Here is a 17,251-nt window from a genome sequence, read left to right as displayed (position 1 = left end):
GGCCAAGCCCGCTCCCACAAGAGCAATGAAGTAGCTGTGGGAGCGGGCTTGGCCCGCGATGGGGTGGGCGCGTGGTTGCGCCTAGGTACGCTTGCGCAAGGTCTTCTGCCGCGCGATGTACACGGTCACCAGTACCGCACTGGTGAGCATGAACCCGCGTGCCCACGGCAAGGGCACCAGGTAGCACGAAAAGCCTATGCTCAGCCACATCAGCCCGATGGCGTATACCTTGGCCTTGAGCGGAATGCCCTCACCGCCCAGGTAGTCGCGAATCCACGGCCCAAGCCGCGGGTGATTGACCAGCCATGCGTGAAAGCGGGGCGAGCTGCGCGCAAAGCAGGCTGCCGCCAATAACAGAAAAGGGGTGGTCGGCAGCACCGGGAGGAAGATGCCGATCACCCCCAGCGCGACGCTGAGCCAGCCGATGGCCAGCAGCAGGTAGCGCATGGATGCAGACTCAGTGGTGGCGAGGCTTGAGCAGCGCAGGTTTCTCGTCCGGGGCATGGCACAGCAGGTACAAGGCCGTCAGCGCCTCGGGGATCTGCACGATCATGTCGTCCATCAGGTTGGCGTCGCTGGCGATGTCGGCGAACTCGGCCTCTTCGTCGAACAGGCCGGAACCGACCATGATCGGCAGCAGCATTTCGCTGACCTCTTCCTCGGCGCTTTCGAACCAGGCCGCTTCACGCAGGAACACCCCTTCCATGAAGCCGATGCACCAGCCGCGCAGCTCGGAGTCGTCCGGCTCGTCGCCAAGGTCCAGGTCGCACGGCAGCTCGAACTCCTCATCGCTGGCCAGTTGGCGGGCGATGTGATCCTTGAGCTTGATCAGTGTGCTTTCGATTTCTTCGCGCTGGGCCTCGTCCTTGTAGTGCGGCGGCTCGGCGAACAGGGCGTCGATCCATTCACGCTCGGGAACGGCTTCGGAGCAGATCGACAGCGCGGTCAGGTAGCCGTGTGCGGCAACGTAGTCCAGTGCTTCTTCGTGCAGCTCGTCAGCGTCGAGGAAGGCTTGCAGGCGGGTTAATTGCTCAGCGAAGGACATTACAGGGCTACCTTGGGAATAAACGATGCTGGAATTCTAGCATCTTGCGGCGCCTGCGAGGCAAAGGATGACGCCTATCGCAGAGCCCCCTGCACGGGCGCCGTGTCCGGTATAATGCCCGGCTTTTGCGCCCGGTCACGCCAGCATGCGGCCCCGGCAAAAGCCGCTTACGCAATTTCAGGTGTGGCGGGGAAGCTTTTCATCCAGCCTGTGGCCAGGATGGTTCTGCGATTTATGGAGTTTTTATGCTCGAACAGGCTCAGCGCGTCCTCAAGGACATCTTCGGCTACGACAGCTTTCGCGGGCGCCAGGGGGCGATCATCGAATGCGTGGCCAAAGGCGGCGATGCGCTGGTACTGATGCCCACCGGCGGCGGCAAGTCGCTGTGCTTCCAGGTTCCGGGGCTGCTGCGCGAAGGCCTGGCAGTGGTGGTGTCGCCGCTGATCGCGCTGATGGACGACCAGGTGGCGACCCTCGACGAGCTGGGTGTCGCCGCGGCTTCGCTGAACTCCACGATGAGCGCCGACCAGCAGCGCGAACTGGCCATGCGCATTCGTCGCGGCGAGCTCAAGATGCTGTACCTGGCCCCGGAACGCCTGGTGCAGCCACGCATGCTGGATTTTCTGCGCAGCCTGGACATCGCGCTGTTCGCCATCGACGAGGCGCATTGCGTGTCGCAATGGGGCCATGACTTCCGCCCTGAATACCTGCAACTGGGGCAACTGGCCGAACTCTTCCCCAACGTGCCGCGCATTGCCCTGACCGCCACCGCGGACATGCGTACCCGCGAAGAGATCGTCACCCGCCTGCACCTGCAGAACGCCGAGCGCTTTCTGTCGAGTTTCGACCGGCCGAACATCTTCTATCGCATCGTGCCCAAGGAACAGCCGCGCAAGCAGTTGCTGGCGTTCCTCAACGAGCGGCGCGGCAACGCCGGCATCGTCTATTGCCTGTCGCGCAAGAAGGTCGACGATGTGGCCGCGTTTTTGTGCGAGCAGGGGTTCCCGGCGCTGCCCTATCACGCCGGCCTGCCTGCCGAGACCCGCGCCAGCAATCAGCGCCGCTTCCTCAACGAGGAAGGCCTGATCATGGTCGCGACCATCGCCTTCGGCATGGGCATCGACAAGCCCAACGTGCGTTTCGTGGCCCACCTGGACCTGCCCAAGTCGCTGGAAGCCTACTACCAGGAAACCGGTCGCGCCGGCCGTGACGGCCTGCCCGCCGATGCCTGGATGGCCTACGGCCTGCAGGACATGGTGATGCTCAAGCAGATGCTGCAGAACTCCGAAGGTGACGAGCGTCACAAACGGGTCGAGCAGCACAAGCTCGATGCCATGCTGGCACTGTGCGAAGAGACCCGCTGCCGTCGCCAGACCCTGCTCAACTATTTCGATGAAGAACTGCCCCAGCCCTGCGGGCACTGCGACAACTGCGTCGACGGCGTGCAGACCTGGGACGCCACCGAGCCTGCGCGCCAGGCGCTGTCGGCCATCTACCGTACTGGCCAGCGCTACGGCGTGGGGCATCTGGTGGACGTGCTGCTGGGCAAGGACAACGAGAAGATCCGCAGCTTCGGGCACGAGAAGCTTGCCGTGTATGGCGTGGGCAAGGCTCGCGCAGAAGGCGAGTGGCGTTCGCTGTTCCGCCAGCTGGTGGCGCGTGGCCTGGCCGATATCGACCTGGAAGGCTATGGCGGGCTGCGCCTGTCCGATACGTGCCGGCCCTTGCTGCGTGGTGAAGTCACCCTTGAGCTGCGCCGCGACCTCAAGCCGCAGACCAGCAGCAAGAGCAGCAGCTCGGGCAGCCCGGCCAGCCAGCTGGTGCGCGGCGAGGAACGCGAACAGTGGGACGCCTTGCGCGCCCTGCGGCGCAAGCTGGCCGAGGAGCATGGCGTGCCGCCGTATGTCATCTTCCCCGACTCGACCCTGCTGGAGATGCTGCGCAGTCAGCCCGGCAGCCTCAGCGAGATGGCCCAGGTCAGTGGCGTGGGGGCACGCAAGCTGGAGCGCTACGGCCAGGCCTTCCTCGAGGTGCTGGGCGGCGCTGCAGAGGCCCCGGCCCCGGTCGCCGACCTGCGCCACGAGCTGATCAGCCTGGCCCGCGCGGGCATGACTCCGCTGCAGATCGCCGGCCAGCTGCAATGCAGTGAAAAGAACGTTTACAGCCTGCTGGCCGAGGCCATCGGTCGCCAACAGCTGTCACTGGAACAGGCGCTGGACCTGCCCGAGGACCTGATGGGCGAGATCCAGGACGCGTTCCTCGACGGCGAAGGCGAGTTGCCGCCGGTGTCGGCGATCATCGAGCAGTTTGGCGGACGCGTGCCTGAGGGCGTGCTGTATTGCGTGCGCGCCGCACTGGCGGCCGAGTTCGAGATGTAGAAAGGTTGTTTGTCATCATTTATGACGATTATGCAGCGCCTGCCGACGGCATGAGCCTTGCCTAAGGCCCAAGGGCATGATTAGCTGCCTATTAATTAGTTCTGATGATGAGTTTCCTATGCCGTTGACCGATCACCACCGTTTCGGGATGCAGTTGGCCCATATGTCCCGGGGTTGGCGCGCCGAGCTGGACCGCCGCCTGGCCGGGCTCAACCTGTCGCAGGCGCGCTGGCTGGTGCTGCTGCACCTGGCGCGCTTCGACGAGGCCCCCACCCAGCGTGAACTGGCGCAGAGCGTGGGGGTTGAAGGGCCGACCCTGGCCCGTCTGCTCGACAGCCTCGAGGCCCAGGGCCTGGTCAAGCGCCAGGCCGTGCTGGAGGACCGGCGCGCCAAGAAGATCGTGTTGTGCCCGCCCGCCAAGCCGTTGATCGACCAGATCGAGACCATTGCCAACGCCTTGCGCGTCGAGCTGTTCGAAGGCATCGACGAAGAAGAGCTGCGCGTGTGCATGCGGGTGCACGCGCGCATCCTGGGCAACCTGGAGAAGTCCTAGAAGGTCTGCCCCAGGTTGAGGTAGAACGCCTTCTGGTTCTCGGTGTTCATGCCGTAGCTGAAGTTCAGCGGCCCCAGCGGCGTTTCGAAGCCCAGGAAGATGCTCGCGGCGTTGATGTAGCCGCTGTCGAACTCGTTGTCGTTGTTCCAGGCGCGGCCGCGTTCCAGCGAGCCGCCCAGATACAGCGGGAAGTCCAGCGGCAGGTAGGAGCGCGGGGTCAGGCGCCGGTAGTAGACCATGCGCATCAGGCTCAGGTTCTGGCCTGACACCGAGTCCTGGCGAAAGCCCGACAGCTGCCGGGCGCCGCCCATCACGAAGCTCGAGGTGACCACCTCGGCATCATCCAGAGTCCGCGCATAGCGACCGCCGAATACCCAGGTGTTCGGCCCGCTGCTCAGGGCCTTGTCCAGTTTCATGTCCCATTGGCGATAGCGCTGGTCGGAGCCCAGGCCCGGCTCGAACTGGCGCAGGGTCAGGCTGACGTCTTCGCCGCTGTGGGGGAAGTAGACGTTGTCCAGGGTGTCGAACGAATACTTGAGGTCATAGAAGCCTTCGTTGAAGTTCACCTTGGGCAGGCCCTGTTCGCCGATGCGTACCTCGGCCTGCCCCCAGGCCTGGCCCACCCCCAGGCGCACTTCGCCGTTGTTGCCGATCTGGCGGCCCAGGTTGAGCCCGAAGCCATAGCGTTCGAGGCGGTACTCGGCGATGGGGTCGTTGTCCAGGGTGGCCTCGATGTTCTGCGAGCCGATGTCCAGGTAGGGCGCCACGAAGTAGCGCGACCCGGTATCCAGCGGCTGGTAGAACTCGCTGTAGAGCTCCTGCTTGTCGCCGATCTGGGCTCGGGTGAGCCACTCGGCGCCCAGGCGGTTGATGCCGTTGACGCGGTAGCTGGCGCCCAGGTTGAAGGCGCTGTCGCCACGCAGGTCATCGGACAGGTTCAGCCCCAGCCGCAGATAGTCGGTGCCGCCACGTCGGCCCCGGGCGTTGATCACCAGGGTGTTCTCGTCGCCCTTGTGCACCACGCGGTACTGCACCCGGTCGAAGTAGTCCAGGCCGTACAGGGTGCCCATGTCGGTGCGCAGGCGGTCGAGCTCCAGCGGTTCGCCGATGGGCTGGCGAATGTAGTAGCGGATCACGTCGTCACTGACCTTGGAGTCGTTCTCGACCTTGATGGCGGTAATCACCGGAGTGCGTTGCCCGGCCGAGCGCGCCTCGGCCAGTTGCACCGCCGTGTCGTTGACCCGGCGCAGGCTGGCCAGGCGCGGGTCGAGCAGGCGGGTGGCGCGGTAGCCGGCGTCGATCATGTCCTGGGCCCGGCCGAAGTCGGTGACGCCAAAGCTCGACAGCGGCGGCTGTACCAGGATGTCGTCGCGGTGCAGCGAGGCCAGTTGCTCTTCGGAGTTGCGCCGGGTCATCAGGGTGATCGACTGGTTGAGCACATCGACCACCGTGGCCAACTGCTTGCGATTGCGCAGCGGCGTGCCGATATCGACGACGATCGCCATGTCCACACCCATCTCACGCACGATATCCAGCGGGATGTTATCGACCATGCCGCCGTCGACCAGCAGGCGGCCGTCCAGCTCGACCGGGGCGAACACCGCCGGGATCGACATGCTGGCGCGGATCACCTGGGGCAGGTGGCCCTTGCGAAACACCACTTTCTCGCCGCTGGCGATATCGGTGGCCACTGCGCGGAACGGGATCGGCAGCTTGTCGAAGTCACGGGTGTCACTGGCGTGGGCCAGCAGGCTTTCGAGCAGCAGCGCCAGGTTCTGCCCCTGGATCACCCCCAACGGCAGGCCCAGGCTGCCGTCGTCGCGAAAGCTCAGGCGCTGTTTGACCAGGAAGTCGCGGTCGTCCTGCTTGCGCCTGAAGGGGATGTCCTTGCGCGGCGGTGCATCGGACAACGCCTGCTGCCAGTCGATGGCCAGGGCCAGCTTCTCCAGCTCGTCGATCTTGTAGCCCGAGGCGTACAACCCGCCGATAACCGCGCCCATGCTGGTGCCGGCGATGGCGTCGATCTTCACCCCCTGTTCTTCCAGCGCCTTGAGCACACCGATGTGGGCCAGGCCGCGCGCCGCCCCGCCGGACAGCACCAGGCCGACCTTGGGCCGGGCGGCCTCGGCGGCGCAGAGGGCAAGGGAGGTAAGGGACAGCAACAGGCACAACAGCAGACGACGCATCGCGGCTCTCGGAGCAAAGGCTAAAGGTGGCTAGTATAAGCGCGACCACCTATCAGGAGACCGTTACCCCATGTCCGTATCCAAACCCGAAATTGTCATCACCTATTGCACGCAGTGCCAATGGCTGCTGCGCGCCGCCTGGCTGGCCCAGGAACTGCTGAGCACCTTCAGTGACGACCTGGCCCGGGTGGCCCTGGAACCGGCCACGGGCGGCAACTTTCGCATCACCTGCGATGGCGTGCAGATCTGGGAACGCAAGGCCGATGGCGGTTTCCCCGAGGCCAAGGTGCTCAAGCAGCGGGTCCGCGACCAGATCGACCCGCAGCGCGACCTGGGCCACAACGACCGCGCCTGACTCAGCCGCCGGAGGTGGCGGGTGCGGTGTGTGGTGCGCCGGCGGCCAGACGGCTTGAAATCACGATGGCCAGAATGATCAGCACCCCGCCCATCAGCATGCGCAAGGTGGGCTGCTCGGCGAAGATCACCCAGGCCATGGCGATGCCGTAGACCGGCTCCATGGCAAACACCACGGCGGCGGTACGGGCCTTGATCACCGCCAGGCTGGCCACGAACAGGCTGTGTGCCACGCCGGTGCAGAACACCCCCAGCAGCCCCAGCCACAGCCAGTCCAGCGCGCTCACCGAAGGCAGCAGCGGGCCCGCCACCGGCAGCAGACACAGTGCCACCACGGCGTTCTGGCACAGCGCCGCCTGTACCGCCGGAATGTGCCGCGAGCCTGCACGGTTGAGCAGTGACAGCAGGGCGAACAGCAACCCCGAGAACAACGCCCACAGCAGCCCGCTGGTGGCCTGGCTGGCGAGGTCGAAATCGGGCGTCACCAACACCAGGCCGATGCTCACCAGCAGTACCAGCAAGGCTTCGTTGCGACGGATGCGCTCACGGAACAACAGCCCTTCCAGAATGACCGTGAACGCCGGGAAGCTGGCAAAGCCCAGGGTCGCGATGGCCACGCCGGCCACCTTGACCGCGACGAAAAAGCTGACCCAATGGCCGGCCAGCAACATCCCGGCCAATGTCAGCCCGCGCCAGTCCCGTGCCTTCAGGGGTTGCCAGTGTTGTCGGGCAACGCCGACGAAGATGGCCAGGGCCAGCACGGCGAAGGCCGCACGGCCGAACACGATGACCGACGGGCCGGCACTGGCCAGCTTGCCGAACACGCCGGTCAGGCCGAACAACAGCGCGCCTGCATGCAGGGCGCCCAGGGCGGTACGAGGGGTCATTGGCGGGCGGTTGCCTTGGATCGGGAGCACAGGCCACGCAGTGTACATGCCCCGACGGCCTGTCACAGGACTGCCGCACAACGGTCATGGTCGATTCACTGCCCACAGGCAAGCTCGCACAAACTCTCCCGGAGCCTGCCCATGACCCATGCCGAGCTTGGCAAACCTTCGCGCAAGCAGCGCGTGCGCACGCTGTGGATCTCGGACGTGCACCTTGGCACCCGCGACTGCCAGGCCGAGCATCTGTCGCAGTTTCTCAAGGGCTACCAGGCCGATCGCATCTACCTGGTGGGCGACATCATCGACGGCTGGAAGCTGCGGGGTGGCATGTACTGGCCCCAGGCCCATACCAACGTGATCCGGCGCCTGCTGACCATGAGCAAGCGCGGCACCGAGGTGATCTATGTGACCGGCAACCACGACGAGTTCCTGCGTCGCTACTCCAAGCTGGTGCTGGGCAATATCCAGCTGGTGGACCAGGCCGAGCACCTCACCGTCGACGGCAGGCGGCTACTGGTGATCCATGGCGACCAGTTCGACGTGATTACCCGCTATCACCGCTGGCTGGCCTTCCTGGGTGACTGGGCCTATGAACTGACCCTTACCCTCAATCGCTGGCTCAACCACTGGCGCGCGCGGTATGGCTATGGCTACTGGTCGCTGTCGGCCTACCTCAAGCACAAGGTCAAGACGGCGGTGAGCTTTATCAGCGACTTCGAGGAGGCGATTGCACGCGAATGCGTCAAGCGAGGGTTTCACGGGGTGGTGTGCGGGCACATCCACCACGCCGAAATCCGCAAGGTGGGAGAGGTGGACTACCTCAATTGCGGCGACTGGGTGGAGTCGTGCACTGCCTTGATCGAGCACTGGGACGGCACGATCGAGCTGTACCGCCTGGCCGACGCCCAGGCCCGTGAGGCCCTGCGCCAGGCCCGGGCGGTGGGTGAGCCCAGCCTCTAGGCCACGCGCAGGGGGCGGGCGATGGTCAGAACTGCACCTTGCCGCGCAGCATGTCGCGGTACAGGACAAAATCGCCCAGCAGGCTGTAGAAGGGGTAGGTGAAGGTGGCGGGGCGGTTCTTCTCGAAAAAGAAGTGGCCTGCCCAGGCAAAGCCGTAACCGGCCACCGGGACCGCCAGCAGCAGCCAGCCGTTGGCACTGGCCAGGGCGTAGGCCAGCAGGGCGATCACCAGGCTGGTGCCGACGAAGTGCAGGCGGCGGCAGACAGGGTTGCTATGCTCACCCAGATAATACGGATAGAACTCGGCAAAGCTGTTGAAGCGTGGGGGGCTGTTCACTGCGTCGCTCCCGTATCGGTCGAAGGTGGCGAAACATGCACGGCGTGGAGCCTGAACCGAGTCTAGAATTGTGTCGCAGTATCAGTCAGTGACAATAAGCGCCACTTTAGTATCCTTTGCGTTCACCGCAGGAGCGGTCTTACCCAAAAGAAGCCAGCCATGAGCGAAAGAACCACGTCAGCAAGCTGGGCCTCGGGGATCGTCAAGGCACTTGAATTCGAAGGGCTCGATTGCCCTGCGCTGTTCAAGCAGCTCGGCCTGGACTTCGCCGCGCTGGACGACCCCGACGCACGTTTCACCCAGGACTCCATGACCCGCTTGTGGCAACTGGCCGAAGAGTTGTCGGGCAACCGTGCCATCGGCCTGAACATGGCGCGGGTGGTGCGCCCGGCATCGTTTCACGTGGTCGGCTATGCCTTGATGTCCAGCCGCACCCTGGCCGAGGGGTTCGAGCGCCTGGTGCGTTACCAGCGCATTATCGCGGAGAGTTCCGACCTGAGCTTTCGCCTGGGGCCGGAAGGCTACTCGCTGGTGCTGACCGTGCATGGCGATCACCTGCCGCCCACCCGGCACAGCGCCGAGGCCTCGCTGGCCTGCGCCCTGGCGCTGTGCTGCTGGTTGAGCGGGCGCACCATCCAGCTGCGCCGGGTGCTGGTACAAGGCCCGCAGCCTCAGGATATAGAACCCTACAAGCAGGCGTTTCGTGCCCCGCTGGTGTTTGGTGCGCCCCACGATGCGCTGGTGTTCGAGCGCGCCGACATGGAGGCGCCGTTGCCCACGGCCAACGAGGCCATGGCGATTCTGCACGACCGTTTTGCCGGCGAGTACCTGGCGCGTTTTTCCGAAAGCCGGGTGACCCACCGTGCACGTCAGGTGCTGTGCCGCATGCTGCCCCAGGGCGAACCCAAGCGCGAAATGGTCGCCCAGGCCCTGCACCTGTCGCAGCGCACGCTGCAGCGGCGCCTGCAGGAGGAGGGCACCAGCTTTCAGACCCTGCTCGACGATACCCGTCGCGAACTTGCCGAGCAGTACCTTGCGCAGCCGAACATGACATTGCTGGAGGCTGCCTACCTGCTGGGTTTTGCCGACCCGAGCAACTTCTTCCGGGCCTTCCGGCGCTGGTTCGACCTCACCCCCGGGGAATACCGCACACGCATGGAGCTGGCGCGCAGTGCCGGCCCCGAGGCGTCGGCCCAGGGCGTCAGTGCCGCCAGAACGCCGGCATGCACAGAACCAGCACCGTAATGATTTCCAGGCGGCCCAGCAGCATGCCGCCGGCCAGGATCCACTTGGCGGCGTCGGGCAGGGTGGCGAAGTTGCCCGCCGGGCCGATGGTTTCGCCCAGGCCCGGGCCTACGCCGGATACGGTGCTGGCCGCGCCGGTCAGGGCAGTCATCCAGTCCACGCCCAGCAGCGAAAGCAGCAGCGCGATGATGCAGATGGTGATGGCGAAGAAGAACGAGAAGGTCAGGATCGACCGCACGATCTCTTCGTCGAGGCGGTGACCGTTGTATTTCTGCTTGATCACCGCGCGCGGGTGAATCAGCTGGTTGAGGCTGGCCTTGAGCAGGATGTAGGCCACCTGGAAGCGGAAGATCTTGATCCCGCCCGCGGTCGAGCCCGAACAGCCGCCGATGAAACCCAGGTAGAAGAACAGCATCAGCGAAAAGTTGCCCCACAGGCTGTAGTCGCCCAGGGCGAAGCCGGTGGTGGTGACCACCGAGGTCACGTTCAGCGCCACGTGGCGCAAGGCATCGAACCACGGCAGGCTGGTGGTGGCCCAGTACCAGGTACCCAGCACCACCCAGGTGGCCACCAGAAGGCCGAGCAGGCCCTGTACCTGCTGGTCCTTGATCAGTGCCTTGCGATTGCCACGCATCGTGGCCACGTAGAGGGTGAACGGCACACTGCCCAGGATCATCACCACCACCGCCACCCAGTGCACGGCCGGCTGGTCCCACTTGGCCAGCGACTGGTCGGAGGTGGAGAAACCGCCGGTGGAAATCGCCGACATGGCGTGGTTGATGGCATCGAACGGGGTCATGCCGGCCAGCCAGAACCCCAGCCCGCCGATGGTGGTGATGCCCACGTACACCGCCACGATCGACTTGGCGACCATGTGCGAGCGGGGCATGACCTTTTCGGAGCGGTCCGAGGACTCGGTCTGGAACAGGCGCATGCCGCCAATGCGCAGCAGCGGCAGGATCGCAACCGCCATGCCGATGAAGCCGATGCCGCCCAGCCAGTGCAGCAGCGAGCGCCATATCAGGATGCCCGGCGACATGCTGTCCAGGCCACTGAGCACGGTGGCGCCGGTGGCGGTGATGCCCGACATGCTCTCGAAGAAGGCATCGGTGTAGCTGATGTGCTGGGTCAGCAGGAACGGCAGGGCGGCGAAGATGCACACCACCAGCCAGCTGCTCACGGTGAGCAGGTACATGTCGCGTGGACGCAGGTGCACGTGCTCGGGGCGCCCGGGTATGACCAGGGCCAGGCCGGCAATGAAGGTGATCAGGCTGGCCCACAGAAACGACGGCAGGTCGCCGGTGCGCTCGTAGATGACCAGGGTGGCCATGGGCACGGTCATGCTGATCGCCAGGGTAATCAGGAAGATGCCGATAATGAAACCGATGATCCTTAAGGTCGGCAACGCCATGTGATCTGCTCTGGGTTGAAACGGAGGGGCGCCATTCTACCTATGGGCCTCTTTAAGTAAACGGTAGAATAGCCGCACATTTCTCGACAGGGGGTAGCCGATGGAGGCTCTCGACGCATTGCTCAACCGTGTTTCCGTTCCTCGCCTGGTAGAGCCGGCACCTGATGCTGCGCAGCGCGAGTTGCTGTTTCGGGCGGCCTCGCGTGCGCCGGACCATGGCCAATTGCGGCCCTGGCGGTTCCTGACCATCGAAGGCGCGGCCCGCGAACAATTGGGGGCGCTGCTGGCCGAGGCGGTGCAGGCGCAGGGCGAAGCCACCGAGGCAGCGCTGGAAAAGGCCCATGCCATGCCGCTGCGGGCGCCGTTGCTGATTGTGGTGATCGCGAACGTGCAGGATCACTTCAAGGTGCCCAAGTCCGAGCAGCGGCTGGCGGCCGCGTGTGCGGCGCATGCCATTCTGCTGGCGGCATATGCCCAGGGGATCGGCGCGGTGTGGCGAACCGGCGAGCTGTCCTACAGCCCGCAGGTGGCCAAGGGCCTCGGGTTGGCGGATACCGAAGAGCTGATCGGCTTCCTGTATGTGGGCACGCCGCTTAACCCGCCGCGTACGGCGCCAGTGGTGTCTGTCGAGGCGTTTGTCAGCGCCTGGGAGCAGCCCCGCTAAGCTATACAGGCATCAGATGGCCCTTTCGCTGGCAAAGCCAGCTCCCACAGGTGCGCACTTGCCCTGGAGGACGGTGACATGCCTGTGGGGGCCGACTTGCCAGCGAAGAAGCCACCACCCGTCTTTATTCAGGCGCTAGCCGGCCCCGCCACCGGCAACTCCAGCGTCGCCACGAACCCGCCCTGCGCATGGTTGCCCAGCACCAGGCTGCCACCATGACGTTCCGCCGCCTTGCGCGCGATCGCCAGGCCCAGGCCATGCCCGGCCGTGGTCTGCCCCGGAGCGCGGAAAAACGGCTCGCCCAACTGCGCCAGGTGCTCGTCGGCCACCCCCGGCCCGTGGTCGCGCACCGTCAGCACGATACGCTCGCCTTCACGCTGTGCACTCATCTCGATCGGTTGCCCCGGCGGATTGAAGCGCACGGCATTGCGCAGCAGGTTGTCCAGCGCACGTTCGATCAGTGTCGGCCAGCCCTGCAGGCTCAGCCCTGGCGTGTCGTGCAGCTGGATGTCCTGTTCCGGCGCTGCGAGCTGAGCATCCTTGCGCACGCTGGCCAGCAGCGCATTGAGGTCGACCGGTTCTGCGCTGGCGCTTTCGGCATCCACCCGCGCCAACACCAGGATTTCGCTGATCAACGCCTCGAGGCGGTCGCACTCGCGGGTCAGGCGCGGCCAGTAGGCCTGCTGCTGTGCAGGCTCTGCCCGCTCGGCCAGGGCCAGGGCGATCCGCAGGCGTGCCAGGGGTGAGCGCAGTTCATGGGACACGTCACGCAGCAGTTGGCGCTGGCTGGCAATCAGGCTCTGCAGGCGCGCGCCCATGCGGTTGAAGTCATTGGCCAGCACACCGAATTCGTCGCGCCGGTTGGCCAGGCGTGCCAGGCTGTTCTGCTGGTAGGTGGTCTGCCCCAGGTCATGTACCGCGCCACGCAGGCGACTGAGGGGGCGGGTGATCGACAGGGTCACCAGCAGGCTGAACAGGGTCAGTACCACCAGGGCAATGCCCAATGCACTCAGCGGCCACAGCAGGCTGTCGCGGTGCCAGGCGTCGAGTTCGGGGTGAGGGATGCGGTAGATCAGCAGGTAGGTGTCGCCCGTGCCGGGGCTGGTGTACTCCTCGGTGAGGCGTCGCCAGGGCAGCGGCTCGCCGTTGTGCCGGCGCGCCTCGAAGGCTGCTGCGCGGCGCGGGAACGTGCCTGGCACCACCGCCTCGCCGCTTTCGTTGAGCACCTGCACGTCGATGTTGTAGCGCCGCTTGCGCAGCTCCAGATAACGCTGCGCGGCCTCGGGCCCTTGCTGTTCGTAGCGCGCCGACCAGTTCATGGCCAGGGTATTGAGCCCCGGGTGGCGGCTGAGGATCCAGGCGTCCTGATTGAGCATGTGGCCGAGCAGGATCGACAGCCCGGCAACCAGGGTGATGGCCAGCCAGAAGCTGGCCAGGATGCGCCAGAACAGTGAACGCAAGGGCATTACCTCAAACGAAAGAAGCCCGACCTGCGGGGGCAGGTCGGGCGGGGTGTGGACAGCTTACTGGGCCTTGCTGGCTTTTTCAGCTTTCCAGGCTTTGAACTCGGCCCACTCGGCCTTGCGCTCTGCCTGCTTCTTCTTCATTTCATCGAACTGCTTCTGCTGCTCTGGCTTGAGCATGCCGCGGATCTGGGTGTCGACCTTGTCGTGGCTTGCCTTGAGTTCGTCCTTGAGTGCCTTCTGGTCGGCTGCCGGCAGCTTGGCCAGGTAGCGCTGGGTGATTTCGTGGCGGCTCTTCATCTGCTCGCCCATCAGTTGACGGATCTGCTGGCGCTGCTCGCGGGTCAGGTCCAGCTGGGCGAAAGGCGCTCCACCGCGTTGGTGCTCGGCGCCGTGACGGGGGCCGCCATCGGGCATGGCCATGGCTACGGTTGGCAGGGCGGCAGCGAACATCAGGGCGATAAGGGTCTTGCGCATGGTGACTCTCCTTGTTGAGGCCGGTCGTTACCGGATGTGCCCAGTCTAGGGAGATCAAGGTCAGCGGCGGTCAGGCAAGGGTAAAGCTTGGGTAAAGACGGTGGGCGAGGGTGTTTACACGGTGGGGCGTTGGCGTGCGCCCCTTTGCCAGCAAGGCTGGCGCCTACAGGCTGTAGTAATAGCCGCGGCTGCGCAGGGCGACGATGCGTGGCCTGCCATCGGGATGCGGGCCGATCTTCTTGCGCAGGTTGCTGACGTGCATGTCCAGGCTACGGTCGTACAGGGTCAGCTTGCGGCCCAGGGCGAGCTGCGCCAGTTCCTGTTTGTCCAGCGGCTCACCCGGCTGGCCCAGCAGGGCTTCGAGAATGCGGCTTTCGGAAAGGGTCAGGGTCAGCTCGCGTTCGTCGATGTCGACCACGCCACGGGCGGGGCTGAAGCGCAGGTCGCCCACTTCCATCTGGGTGGGTGTGGCGGCCGGGTGGCTGCGGCGCAGCACGGCGCGCAGCCGCGCGGTGAGCTCGCGGGGGTCGCAGGGCTTGGCCAGGTAGTCGTCGGCGCCCAGTTCCAGGCCCAGGATACGGTCCAGCGGCTCGCCGCGAGCAGACAGCATCAGCACTGGCAGTTCGGCGTGGTCGCTGCGCAATTGCTTGAGCAGTTCCAGGCCGCTGCCGTCGGGCAGCATCACATCCAGCACCACCGCTGCCGGGGCGTGCTCGGCCAGGGCCTTGCGGGCGCTCTGGCCATCATGGCAGGCACGCACCTGAAAGCCTTCCTGGGTCAGCCAGCTGCTCAGCAGCTCGCACAGTTCCTGGTCATCATCAATCAGTAGCAGCTCGCTCATGTCTCACTCAATTCAACCATTGCCGGCGCCGTCTGTGGCTGCCACTGGCAAAGATACCGCAGAGCACGGCCAACAGGGCAACTCCGGCACCAATCACGAACCATTGCTGCTGATCGGTGAGCAGCTTGGGCAGCGGGTTGGCCTGGTGTTGCTCGAGCTGCTGCTTCAGGCGCTGGTTCTCCTGGCGCAGGCGGGTCAGCTGGGCGCTTTCGCGTTCGTTCTCGACATTTTTCAGCTGCTGCTTGAGCGCTTCGTGCTGGCGCTCACTTTCCTTGAGGCGTTGCTGCAGCTCGGAGATCTGGCTACCCGCACTCAACGACAAAGGGGTGCTGGCGGAGGCTTCGGCGGCCTTGGCGAGCGGGGTCAGCAGCAACAGGCACAGCAGCATGGACAACGGACCTTGACGCATCGGAACTCCTTGATTCCAATCGGGTGTTGCGTAGGTTGTCGGCAGGTGGACGAGAATGATGAACATTCGAGTGGATTTTAAGGCGTAGCACTACAGGCCCGCTGTAGTGGGCAAAGCCAGGAAGGGGAGCAGGGAGTGTGTGCGAGGGTGCGCAGAAGGTGAGGCGAATCGGCGCGACGACGGGCTCGTCGCGCCGATCAGGTTACGGCAGGACCTGCTTGAACGGCTTCACCAGCACTTCGGCATATACACCCGCCGCAATGTAAGGATCTGCATCTGCCCAGGCCTTGGCAGCCTCGAGCGAGTCGAACTCGGCGACGATCAGGCTGCCACTGAACCCGGCCGCGCCAGGGTCGTTGCTGTCGATCGCCGGGTGCGGGCCGGCCAGTACGATGCGGCCTTCGGCCTTGAGCTGCTGCAGGCGCTCAAGGTGCGCCGGGCGTGCAGCCAGGCGGGCTTGCAGCGAATCGGCAACGTCTGTGGCGATGATGGCGTAGAGCATGTCAGTCCTCGGTCTTGGGGGTAGTAGGGTCGCTGTCGTGCAGGTGGCGGGACAGGTAGACACCCTGGCCCACCAGGAACAGTACGGTCATGCCCAGGCTGCCGAATACCTTGAAGTCCACCCAGATGTCCTGGAAGGTGAAGGCAACGAACAGGTTGGCCGCGCCGCAGAACAGGAAGAACGCGATCCACGCCAGGTTCAGGCGCGTCCACACCGGCTCGGGCAAGGTCAGCGCATGGCCCATGATGCGCTTGATCAATACACGGTCACCAATGAAGTGACTGCCCGCAAAAGCGGTGGCGAACAGCCAGTTCACCGCCGGGGCCTTCCACTTGAGGAAGGTCTCGCTGTGGAAGGCCAGGGTCAGGCCGCCAAATACCAGGCATGCCACCAGGGTCAGCCACTGGCCCTTCTCCAGCTTGCGCTGGCGGATCAGCAATGCGCCATACACCACCAGCGAACTGATGATCAGCACCGCCGTGGCGCTGTAGATGCCGCCCAGCTCGAACGACTGGCCGGCAACGTCGACCGTGCGCGGGTCGAGCTTGTAGACGATGAAAAACAGGAACAACGGGATGAAATCGATGAATTGTTTCACAGTGGCAGCCAGAAGCAGGATGTGACGGCATAATAACAAACATCAATGAGAGCGTATGCGCCACCTATGAATGTTGATCTGCACTGCCACAGCACCGCTTCCGATGGCGCCCTGTCGCCCACGGCGCTGGTCGCTCGCGCCCATGAACACGGCGTGCGGATGCTTTCGCTGACCGACCACGACACCCTCGAAGGCCAGCTCGAAGCCCAGGCTGCCACCCAGGCGCTGGACATGCAGTGGGTCAGCGGGGTCGAGCTGTCCTGCACCTGGGGCGGGGCGACGATTCACATCCTGGGCTACAACTTCCCGCTCGATGCCGAACCGCTGCAGCGCGCCGTCGAGTCGCTGCACCGTGGACGCTGGCTGCGCTCCGAGGAAATCGACCGGCGGCTGGCGCTCAAGGGCATGCCCGGCGCGCTGGACGGCGCCCGTGCCATCCAGCAGGAGCTGGGTGACAGCGGCAATGCGCCGGCCCGTCCGCACTTTGCCGAGTACCTGGTGCGTGCCGGCCACGTCAAGGACCGCGGCGAAGCCTTTCGCAAGTGGCTGGGCGCCGGCAAGCTGGGGGATGTGAAGCTGCACTGGCCAAGCCTGGAAGACACCGTGCAGACCCTGCGCCAGTCCCACGCATGGGTCAGCCTTGCCCACCCGATGCACTACGAATTAACCCGCAGCAAGCGTCGACGCCTGATTGCCGACTATATTCAAGCAGGTGGCCAGGCGCTGGAAGTGGTGAACGGGATGATGCCCGCCGAACAGGTGGGCACGATGTCGATCCTGGCCCGTGAGTTCGGTCTGCTGGCCAGCGCCGGCAGCGATTTCCATGGCCCGGGCGCCTGGTCTGAGATCGGTGTCTACCGGCCGTTGCCGGAGGACCTGCCACCCCTGTGGCGTCGATTCAAACATGAGCAGCCCACTGCACCCGTCTGAACAGGTAGAAA

Annotated in this window: 19 protein-coding genes; 7 read left to right on the top strand and 12 right to left on the bottom strand. The window is 65.0% G+C overall.

Features of this window, described 5'->3' with window-relative positions:
* Window positions 1–81: 81 nt before the first annotated feature.
* Both QMX96_RS17160 and QMX96_RS17155 read right to left on the bottom strand, forming a co-directional pair.
* A complete protein-coding gene (locus tag QMX96_RS17160; RefSeq protein WP_058540758.1) occupies window positions 82–447 on the bottom strand; it encodes a YbaN family protein in 366 nt (121 codons plus the stop codon).
* 10 nt (window positions 448–457) lie between these two features.
* The gene (locus tag QMX96_RS17155; protein WP_054916593.1) at window positions 458–1,045 is read right to left on the bottom strand and encodes a YecA family protein; all 588 of its coding nucleotides are present in this window, start codon (window positions 1,043–1,045) and stop codon (window positions 458–460) included.
* A 245-nt stretch (window positions 1,046–1,290) separates the two neighbouring features.
* On the opposite strand from QMX96_RS17155, the gene recQ reads away from it, so the two are divergent.
* Both recQ and QMX96_RS17145 read left to right on the top strand, forming a co-directional pair.
* Window positions 1,291–3,423 (top strand): DNA helicase RecQ, encoded by a 2,133-nt coding sequence (gene recQ / locus QMX96_RS17150; RefSeq protein ID WP_043864126.1) that lies wholly within the window; start codon window positions 1,291–1,293, stop codon window positions 3,421–3,423.
* Window positions 3,424–3,541: 118 nt separating this feature from the next.
* Window positions 3,542–3,976 (top strand): MarR family transcriptional regulator, encoded by a 435-nt coding sequence (locus QMX96_RS17145; RefSeq protein ID WP_043864125.1) that lies wholly within the window; start codon window positions 3,542–3,544, stop codon window positions 3,974–3,976.
* On the opposite strand, the gene QMX96_RS17140 is transcribed toward QMX96_RS17145, so the two are convergent.
* Entirely contained in the window at window positions 3,973–6,162 is a 2,190-nt protein-coding gene (locus tag QMX96_RS17140; RefSeq protein WP_043864124.1) for a patatin-like phospholipase family protein, read from the bottom strand. The two genes, QMX96_RS17145 and QMX96_RS17140, sit on opposite strands and share 4 nt — an antisense overlap.
* Window positions 6,163–6,232: 70 nt before the next feature.
* Between QMX96_RS17140 and QMX96_RS17135 the strand changes: the two genes are divergently transcribed.
* Window positions 6,233–6,517, top strand: a complete 285-nt coding sequence (locus QMX96_RS17135; protein WP_054916592.1) for a SelT/SelW/SelH family protein — start codon at window positions 6,233–6,235, stop codon at window positions 6,515–6,517.
* A 1-nt stretch (window position 6,518) separates the two neighbouring features.
* On the opposite strand, the gene QMX96_RS17130 is transcribed toward QMX96_RS17135, so the two are convergent.
* Window positions 6,519–7,403, bottom strand: coding sequence for a DMT family transporter (locus QMX96_RS17130; protein ID WP_043864122.1), 885 nt, complete (start codon window positions 7,401–7,403; stop codon window positions 6,519–6,521).
* 141 nt (window positions 7,404–7,544) lie between these two features.
* Between QMX96_RS17130 and QMX96_RS17125 the strand changes: the two genes are divergently transcribed.
* Window positions 7,545–8,363, top strand: a complete 819-nt coding sequence (locus QMX96_RS17125) for a UDP-2,3-diacylglucosamine diphosphatase (protein WP_054916590.1) — start codon at window positions 7,545–7,547, stop codon at window positions 8,361–8,363.
* A 25-nt stretch (window positions 8,364–8,388) separates the two neighbouring features.
* Here the strand turns inward: QMX96_RS17125 and QMX96_RS17120 are convergent, their stop codons facing one another.
* The gene (locus tag QMX96_RS17120; RefSeq protein ID WP_043864120.1) at window positions 8,389–8,700 is read right to left on the bottom strand and encodes a DUF962 domain-containing protein; all 312 of its coding nucleotides are present in this window, start codon (window positions 8,698–8,700) and stop codon (window positions 8,389–8,391) included.
* Window positions 8,701–8,859: 159 nt separating this feature from the next.
* Here QMX96_RS17120 and QMX96_RS17115 point away from each other — a divergent pair, with 159 nt between their 5' ends.
* On the top strand, window positions 8,860–9,945 hold the full coding sequence (locus QMX96_RS17115; protein ID WP_043864119.1) for an AraC family transcriptional regulator: 1,086 nt from the start codon (window positions 8,860–8,862) through the stop codon (window positions 9,943–9,945).
* On the opposite strand, the gene QMX96_RS17110 is transcribed toward QMX96_RS17115, so the two are convergent.
* A complete protein-coding gene (locus QMX96_RS17110) occupies window positions 9,902–11,356 on the bottom strand; it encodes a TrkH family potassium uptake protein (protein ID WP_282362077.1) in 1,455 nt (484 codons plus the stop codon). The genes QMX96_RS17115 and QMX96_RS17110 overlap by 44 nt on opposite strands.
* 100 nt (window positions 11,357–11,456) lie before the next feature.
* On the opposite strand from QMX96_RS17110, the gene QMX96_RS17105 reads away from it, so the two are divergent.
* Window positions 11,457–12,020 (top strand): nitroreductase family protein, encoded by a 564-nt coding sequence (locus QMX96_RS17105; protein ID WP_282362076.1) that lies wholly within the window; start codon window positions 11,457–11,459, stop codon window positions 12,018–12,020.
* 128 nt (window positions 12,021–12,148) lie between these two features.
* On the opposite strand, the gene QMX96_RS17100 is transcribed toward QMX96_RS17105, so the two are convergent.
* The 6 genes from QMX96_RS17100 to QMX96_RS17075 all read right to left on the bottom strand — a co-directional run bounded on the left by QMX96_RS17100 (window position 12,149) and on the right by QMX96_RS17075 (window position 16,310).
* Window positions 12,149–13,486 (bottom strand): HAMP domain-containing sensor histidine kinase, encoded by a 1,338-nt coding sequence (locus tag QMX96_RS17100; protein ID WP_043864116.1) that lies wholly within the window; start codon window positions 13,484–13,486, stop codon window positions 12,149–12,151.
* A gap of 57 nt (window positions 13,487–13,543) precedes the next feature.
* Complete coding sequence (locus QMX96_RS17095; protein WP_043864115.1) at window positions 13,544–13,960, bottom strand: Spy/CpxP family protein refolding chaperone; 417 nt, start codon at window positions 13,958–13,960, stop codon at window positions 13,544–13,546.
* 163 nt (window positions 13,961–14,123) lie between these two features.
* Window positions 14,124–14,801 (bottom strand): response regulator transcription factor, encoded by a 678-nt coding sequence (locus tag QMX96_RS17090; RefSeq protein ID WP_043864114.1) that lies wholly within the window; start codon window positions 14,799–14,801, stop codon window positions 14,124–14,126.
* 7 nt (window positions 14,802–14,808) lie between these two features.
* Complete coding sequence (locus tag QMX96_RS17085; RefSeq protein ID WP_058540762.1) at window positions 14,809–15,210, bottom strand: hypothetical protein; 402 nt, start codon at window positions 15,208–15,210, stop codon at window positions 14,809–14,811.
* Between the two features lie 202 nt (window positions 15,211–15,412).
* Window positions 15,413–15,712, bottom strand: a complete 300-nt coding sequence (locus tag QMX96_RS17080; RefSeq protein ID WP_043864112.1) for a YciI family protein — start codon at window positions 15,710–15,712, stop codon at window positions 15,413–15,415.
* A gap of 1 nt (window position 15,713) precedes the next feature.
* Entirely contained in the window at window positions 15,714–16,310 is a 597-nt protein-coding gene (locus QMX96_RS17075; RefSeq protein ID WP_043864111.1) for a septation protein A, read from the bottom strand.
* Between the two features lie 66 nt (window positions 16,311–16,376).
* Between QMX96_RS17075 and QMX96_RS17070 the strand changes: the two genes are divergently transcribed.
* On the top strand, window positions 16,377–17,240 hold the full coding sequence (locus tag QMX96_RS17070) for a PHP domain-containing protein (protein WP_043864110.1): 864 nt from the start codon (window positions 16,377–16,379) through the stop codon (window positions 17,238–17,240).
* Window positions 17,241–17,251 lie beyond the last annotated feature (11 nt).

This window comes from Pseudomonas sp. PS01300, assembly GCF_029960155.1.
Taxonomy (GTDB): Bacteria; Pseudomonadota; Gammaproteobacteria; order Pseudomonadales; family Pseudomonadaceae; genus Aquipseudomonas; species Aquipseudomonas palmensis.
The sequence above is the reverse complement of the archived record's forward strand: the minus strand, read 5'-3'. Positions and strand labels throughout refer to the sequence as shown.

What these genes read in the sequence shown, in the direction of transcription:
- QMX96_RS17160 (WP_058540758.1), bottom strand. Translation starts at nt 447, where the DNA reads ATGCGCTACCTGCTGCTGGCCATCGGCTGGCTCAGCGTCGCGCTGGGG.
- QMX96_RS17155 (WP_054916593.1), bottom strand. Translation starts at nt 1,045, where the DNA reads ATGTCCTTCGCTGAGCAATTAACCCGCCTGCAAGCCTTCCTCGACGCT.
- recQ (WP_043864126.1), top strand. Translation starts at nt 1,291, where the DNA reads ATGCTCGAACAGGCTCAGCGCGTCCTCAAGGACATCTTCGGCTACGAC.
- QMX96_RS17145 (WP_043864125.1), top strand. Translation starts at nt 3,542, where the DNA reads ATGCCGTTGACCGATCACCACCGTTTCGGGATGCAGTTGGCCCATATG.
- QMX96_RS17140 (WP_043864124.1), bottom strand. Translation starts at nt 6,162, where the DNA reads ATGCGTCGTCTGCTGTTGTGCCTGTTGCTGTCCCTTACCTCCCTTGCC.
- QMX96_RS17135 (WP_054916592.1), top strand. Translation starts at nt 6,233, where the DNA reads ATGTCCGTATCCAAACCCGAAATTGTCATCACCTATTGCACGCAGTGC.
- QMX96_RS17130 (WP_043864122.1), bottom strand. Translation starts at nt 7,403, where the DNA reads ATGACCCCTCGTACCGCCCTGGGCGCCCTGCATGCAGGCGCGCTGTTG.
- QMX96_RS17125 (WP_054916590.1), top strand. Translation starts at nt 7,545, where the DNA reads ATGACCCATGCCGAGCTTGGCAAACCTTCGCGCAAGCAGCGCGTGCGC.
- QMX96_RS17115 (WP_043864119.1), top strand. Translation starts at nt 8,860, where the DNA reads ATGAGCGAAAGAACCACGTCAGCAAGCTGGGCCTCGGGGATCGTCAAG.
- QMX96_RS17110 (WP_282362077.1), bottom strand. Translation starts at nt 11,356, where the DNA reads ATGGCGTTGCCGACCTTAAGGATCATCGGTTTCATTATCGGCATCTTC.
- QMX96_RS17105 (WP_282362076.1), top strand. Translation starts at nt 11,457, where the DNA reads ATGGAGGCTCTCGACGCATTGCTCAACCGTGTTTCCGTTCCTCGCCTG.
- QMX96_RS17100 (WP_043864116.1), bottom strand. Translation starts at nt 13,486, where the DNA reads ATGCCCTTGCGTTCACTGTTCTGGCGCATCCTGGCCAGCTTCTGGCTG.
- QMX96_RS17095 (WP_043864115.1), bottom strand. Translation starts at nt 13,960, where the DNA reads ATGCGCAAGACCCTTATCGCCCTGATGTTCGCTGCCGCCCTGCCAACC.
- QMX96_RS17090 (WP_043864114.1), bottom strand. Translation starts at nt 14,801, where the DNA reads ATGAGCGAGCTGCTACTGATTGATGATGACCAGGAACTGTGCGAGCTG.
- QMX96_RS17085 (WP_058540762.1), bottom strand. Translation starts at nt 15,210, where the DNA reads ATGCGTCAAGGTCCGTTGTCCATGCTGCTGTGCCTGTTGCTGCTGACC.
- QMX96_RS17080 (WP_043864112.1), bottom strand. Translation starts at nt 15,712, where the DNA reads ATGCTCTACGCCATCATCGCCACAGACGTTGCCGATTCGCTGCAAGCC.
- QMX96_RS17070 (WP_043864110.1), top strand. Translation starts at nt 16,377, where the DNA reads ATGAATGTTGATCTGCACTGCCACAGCACCGCTTCCGATGGCGCCCTG.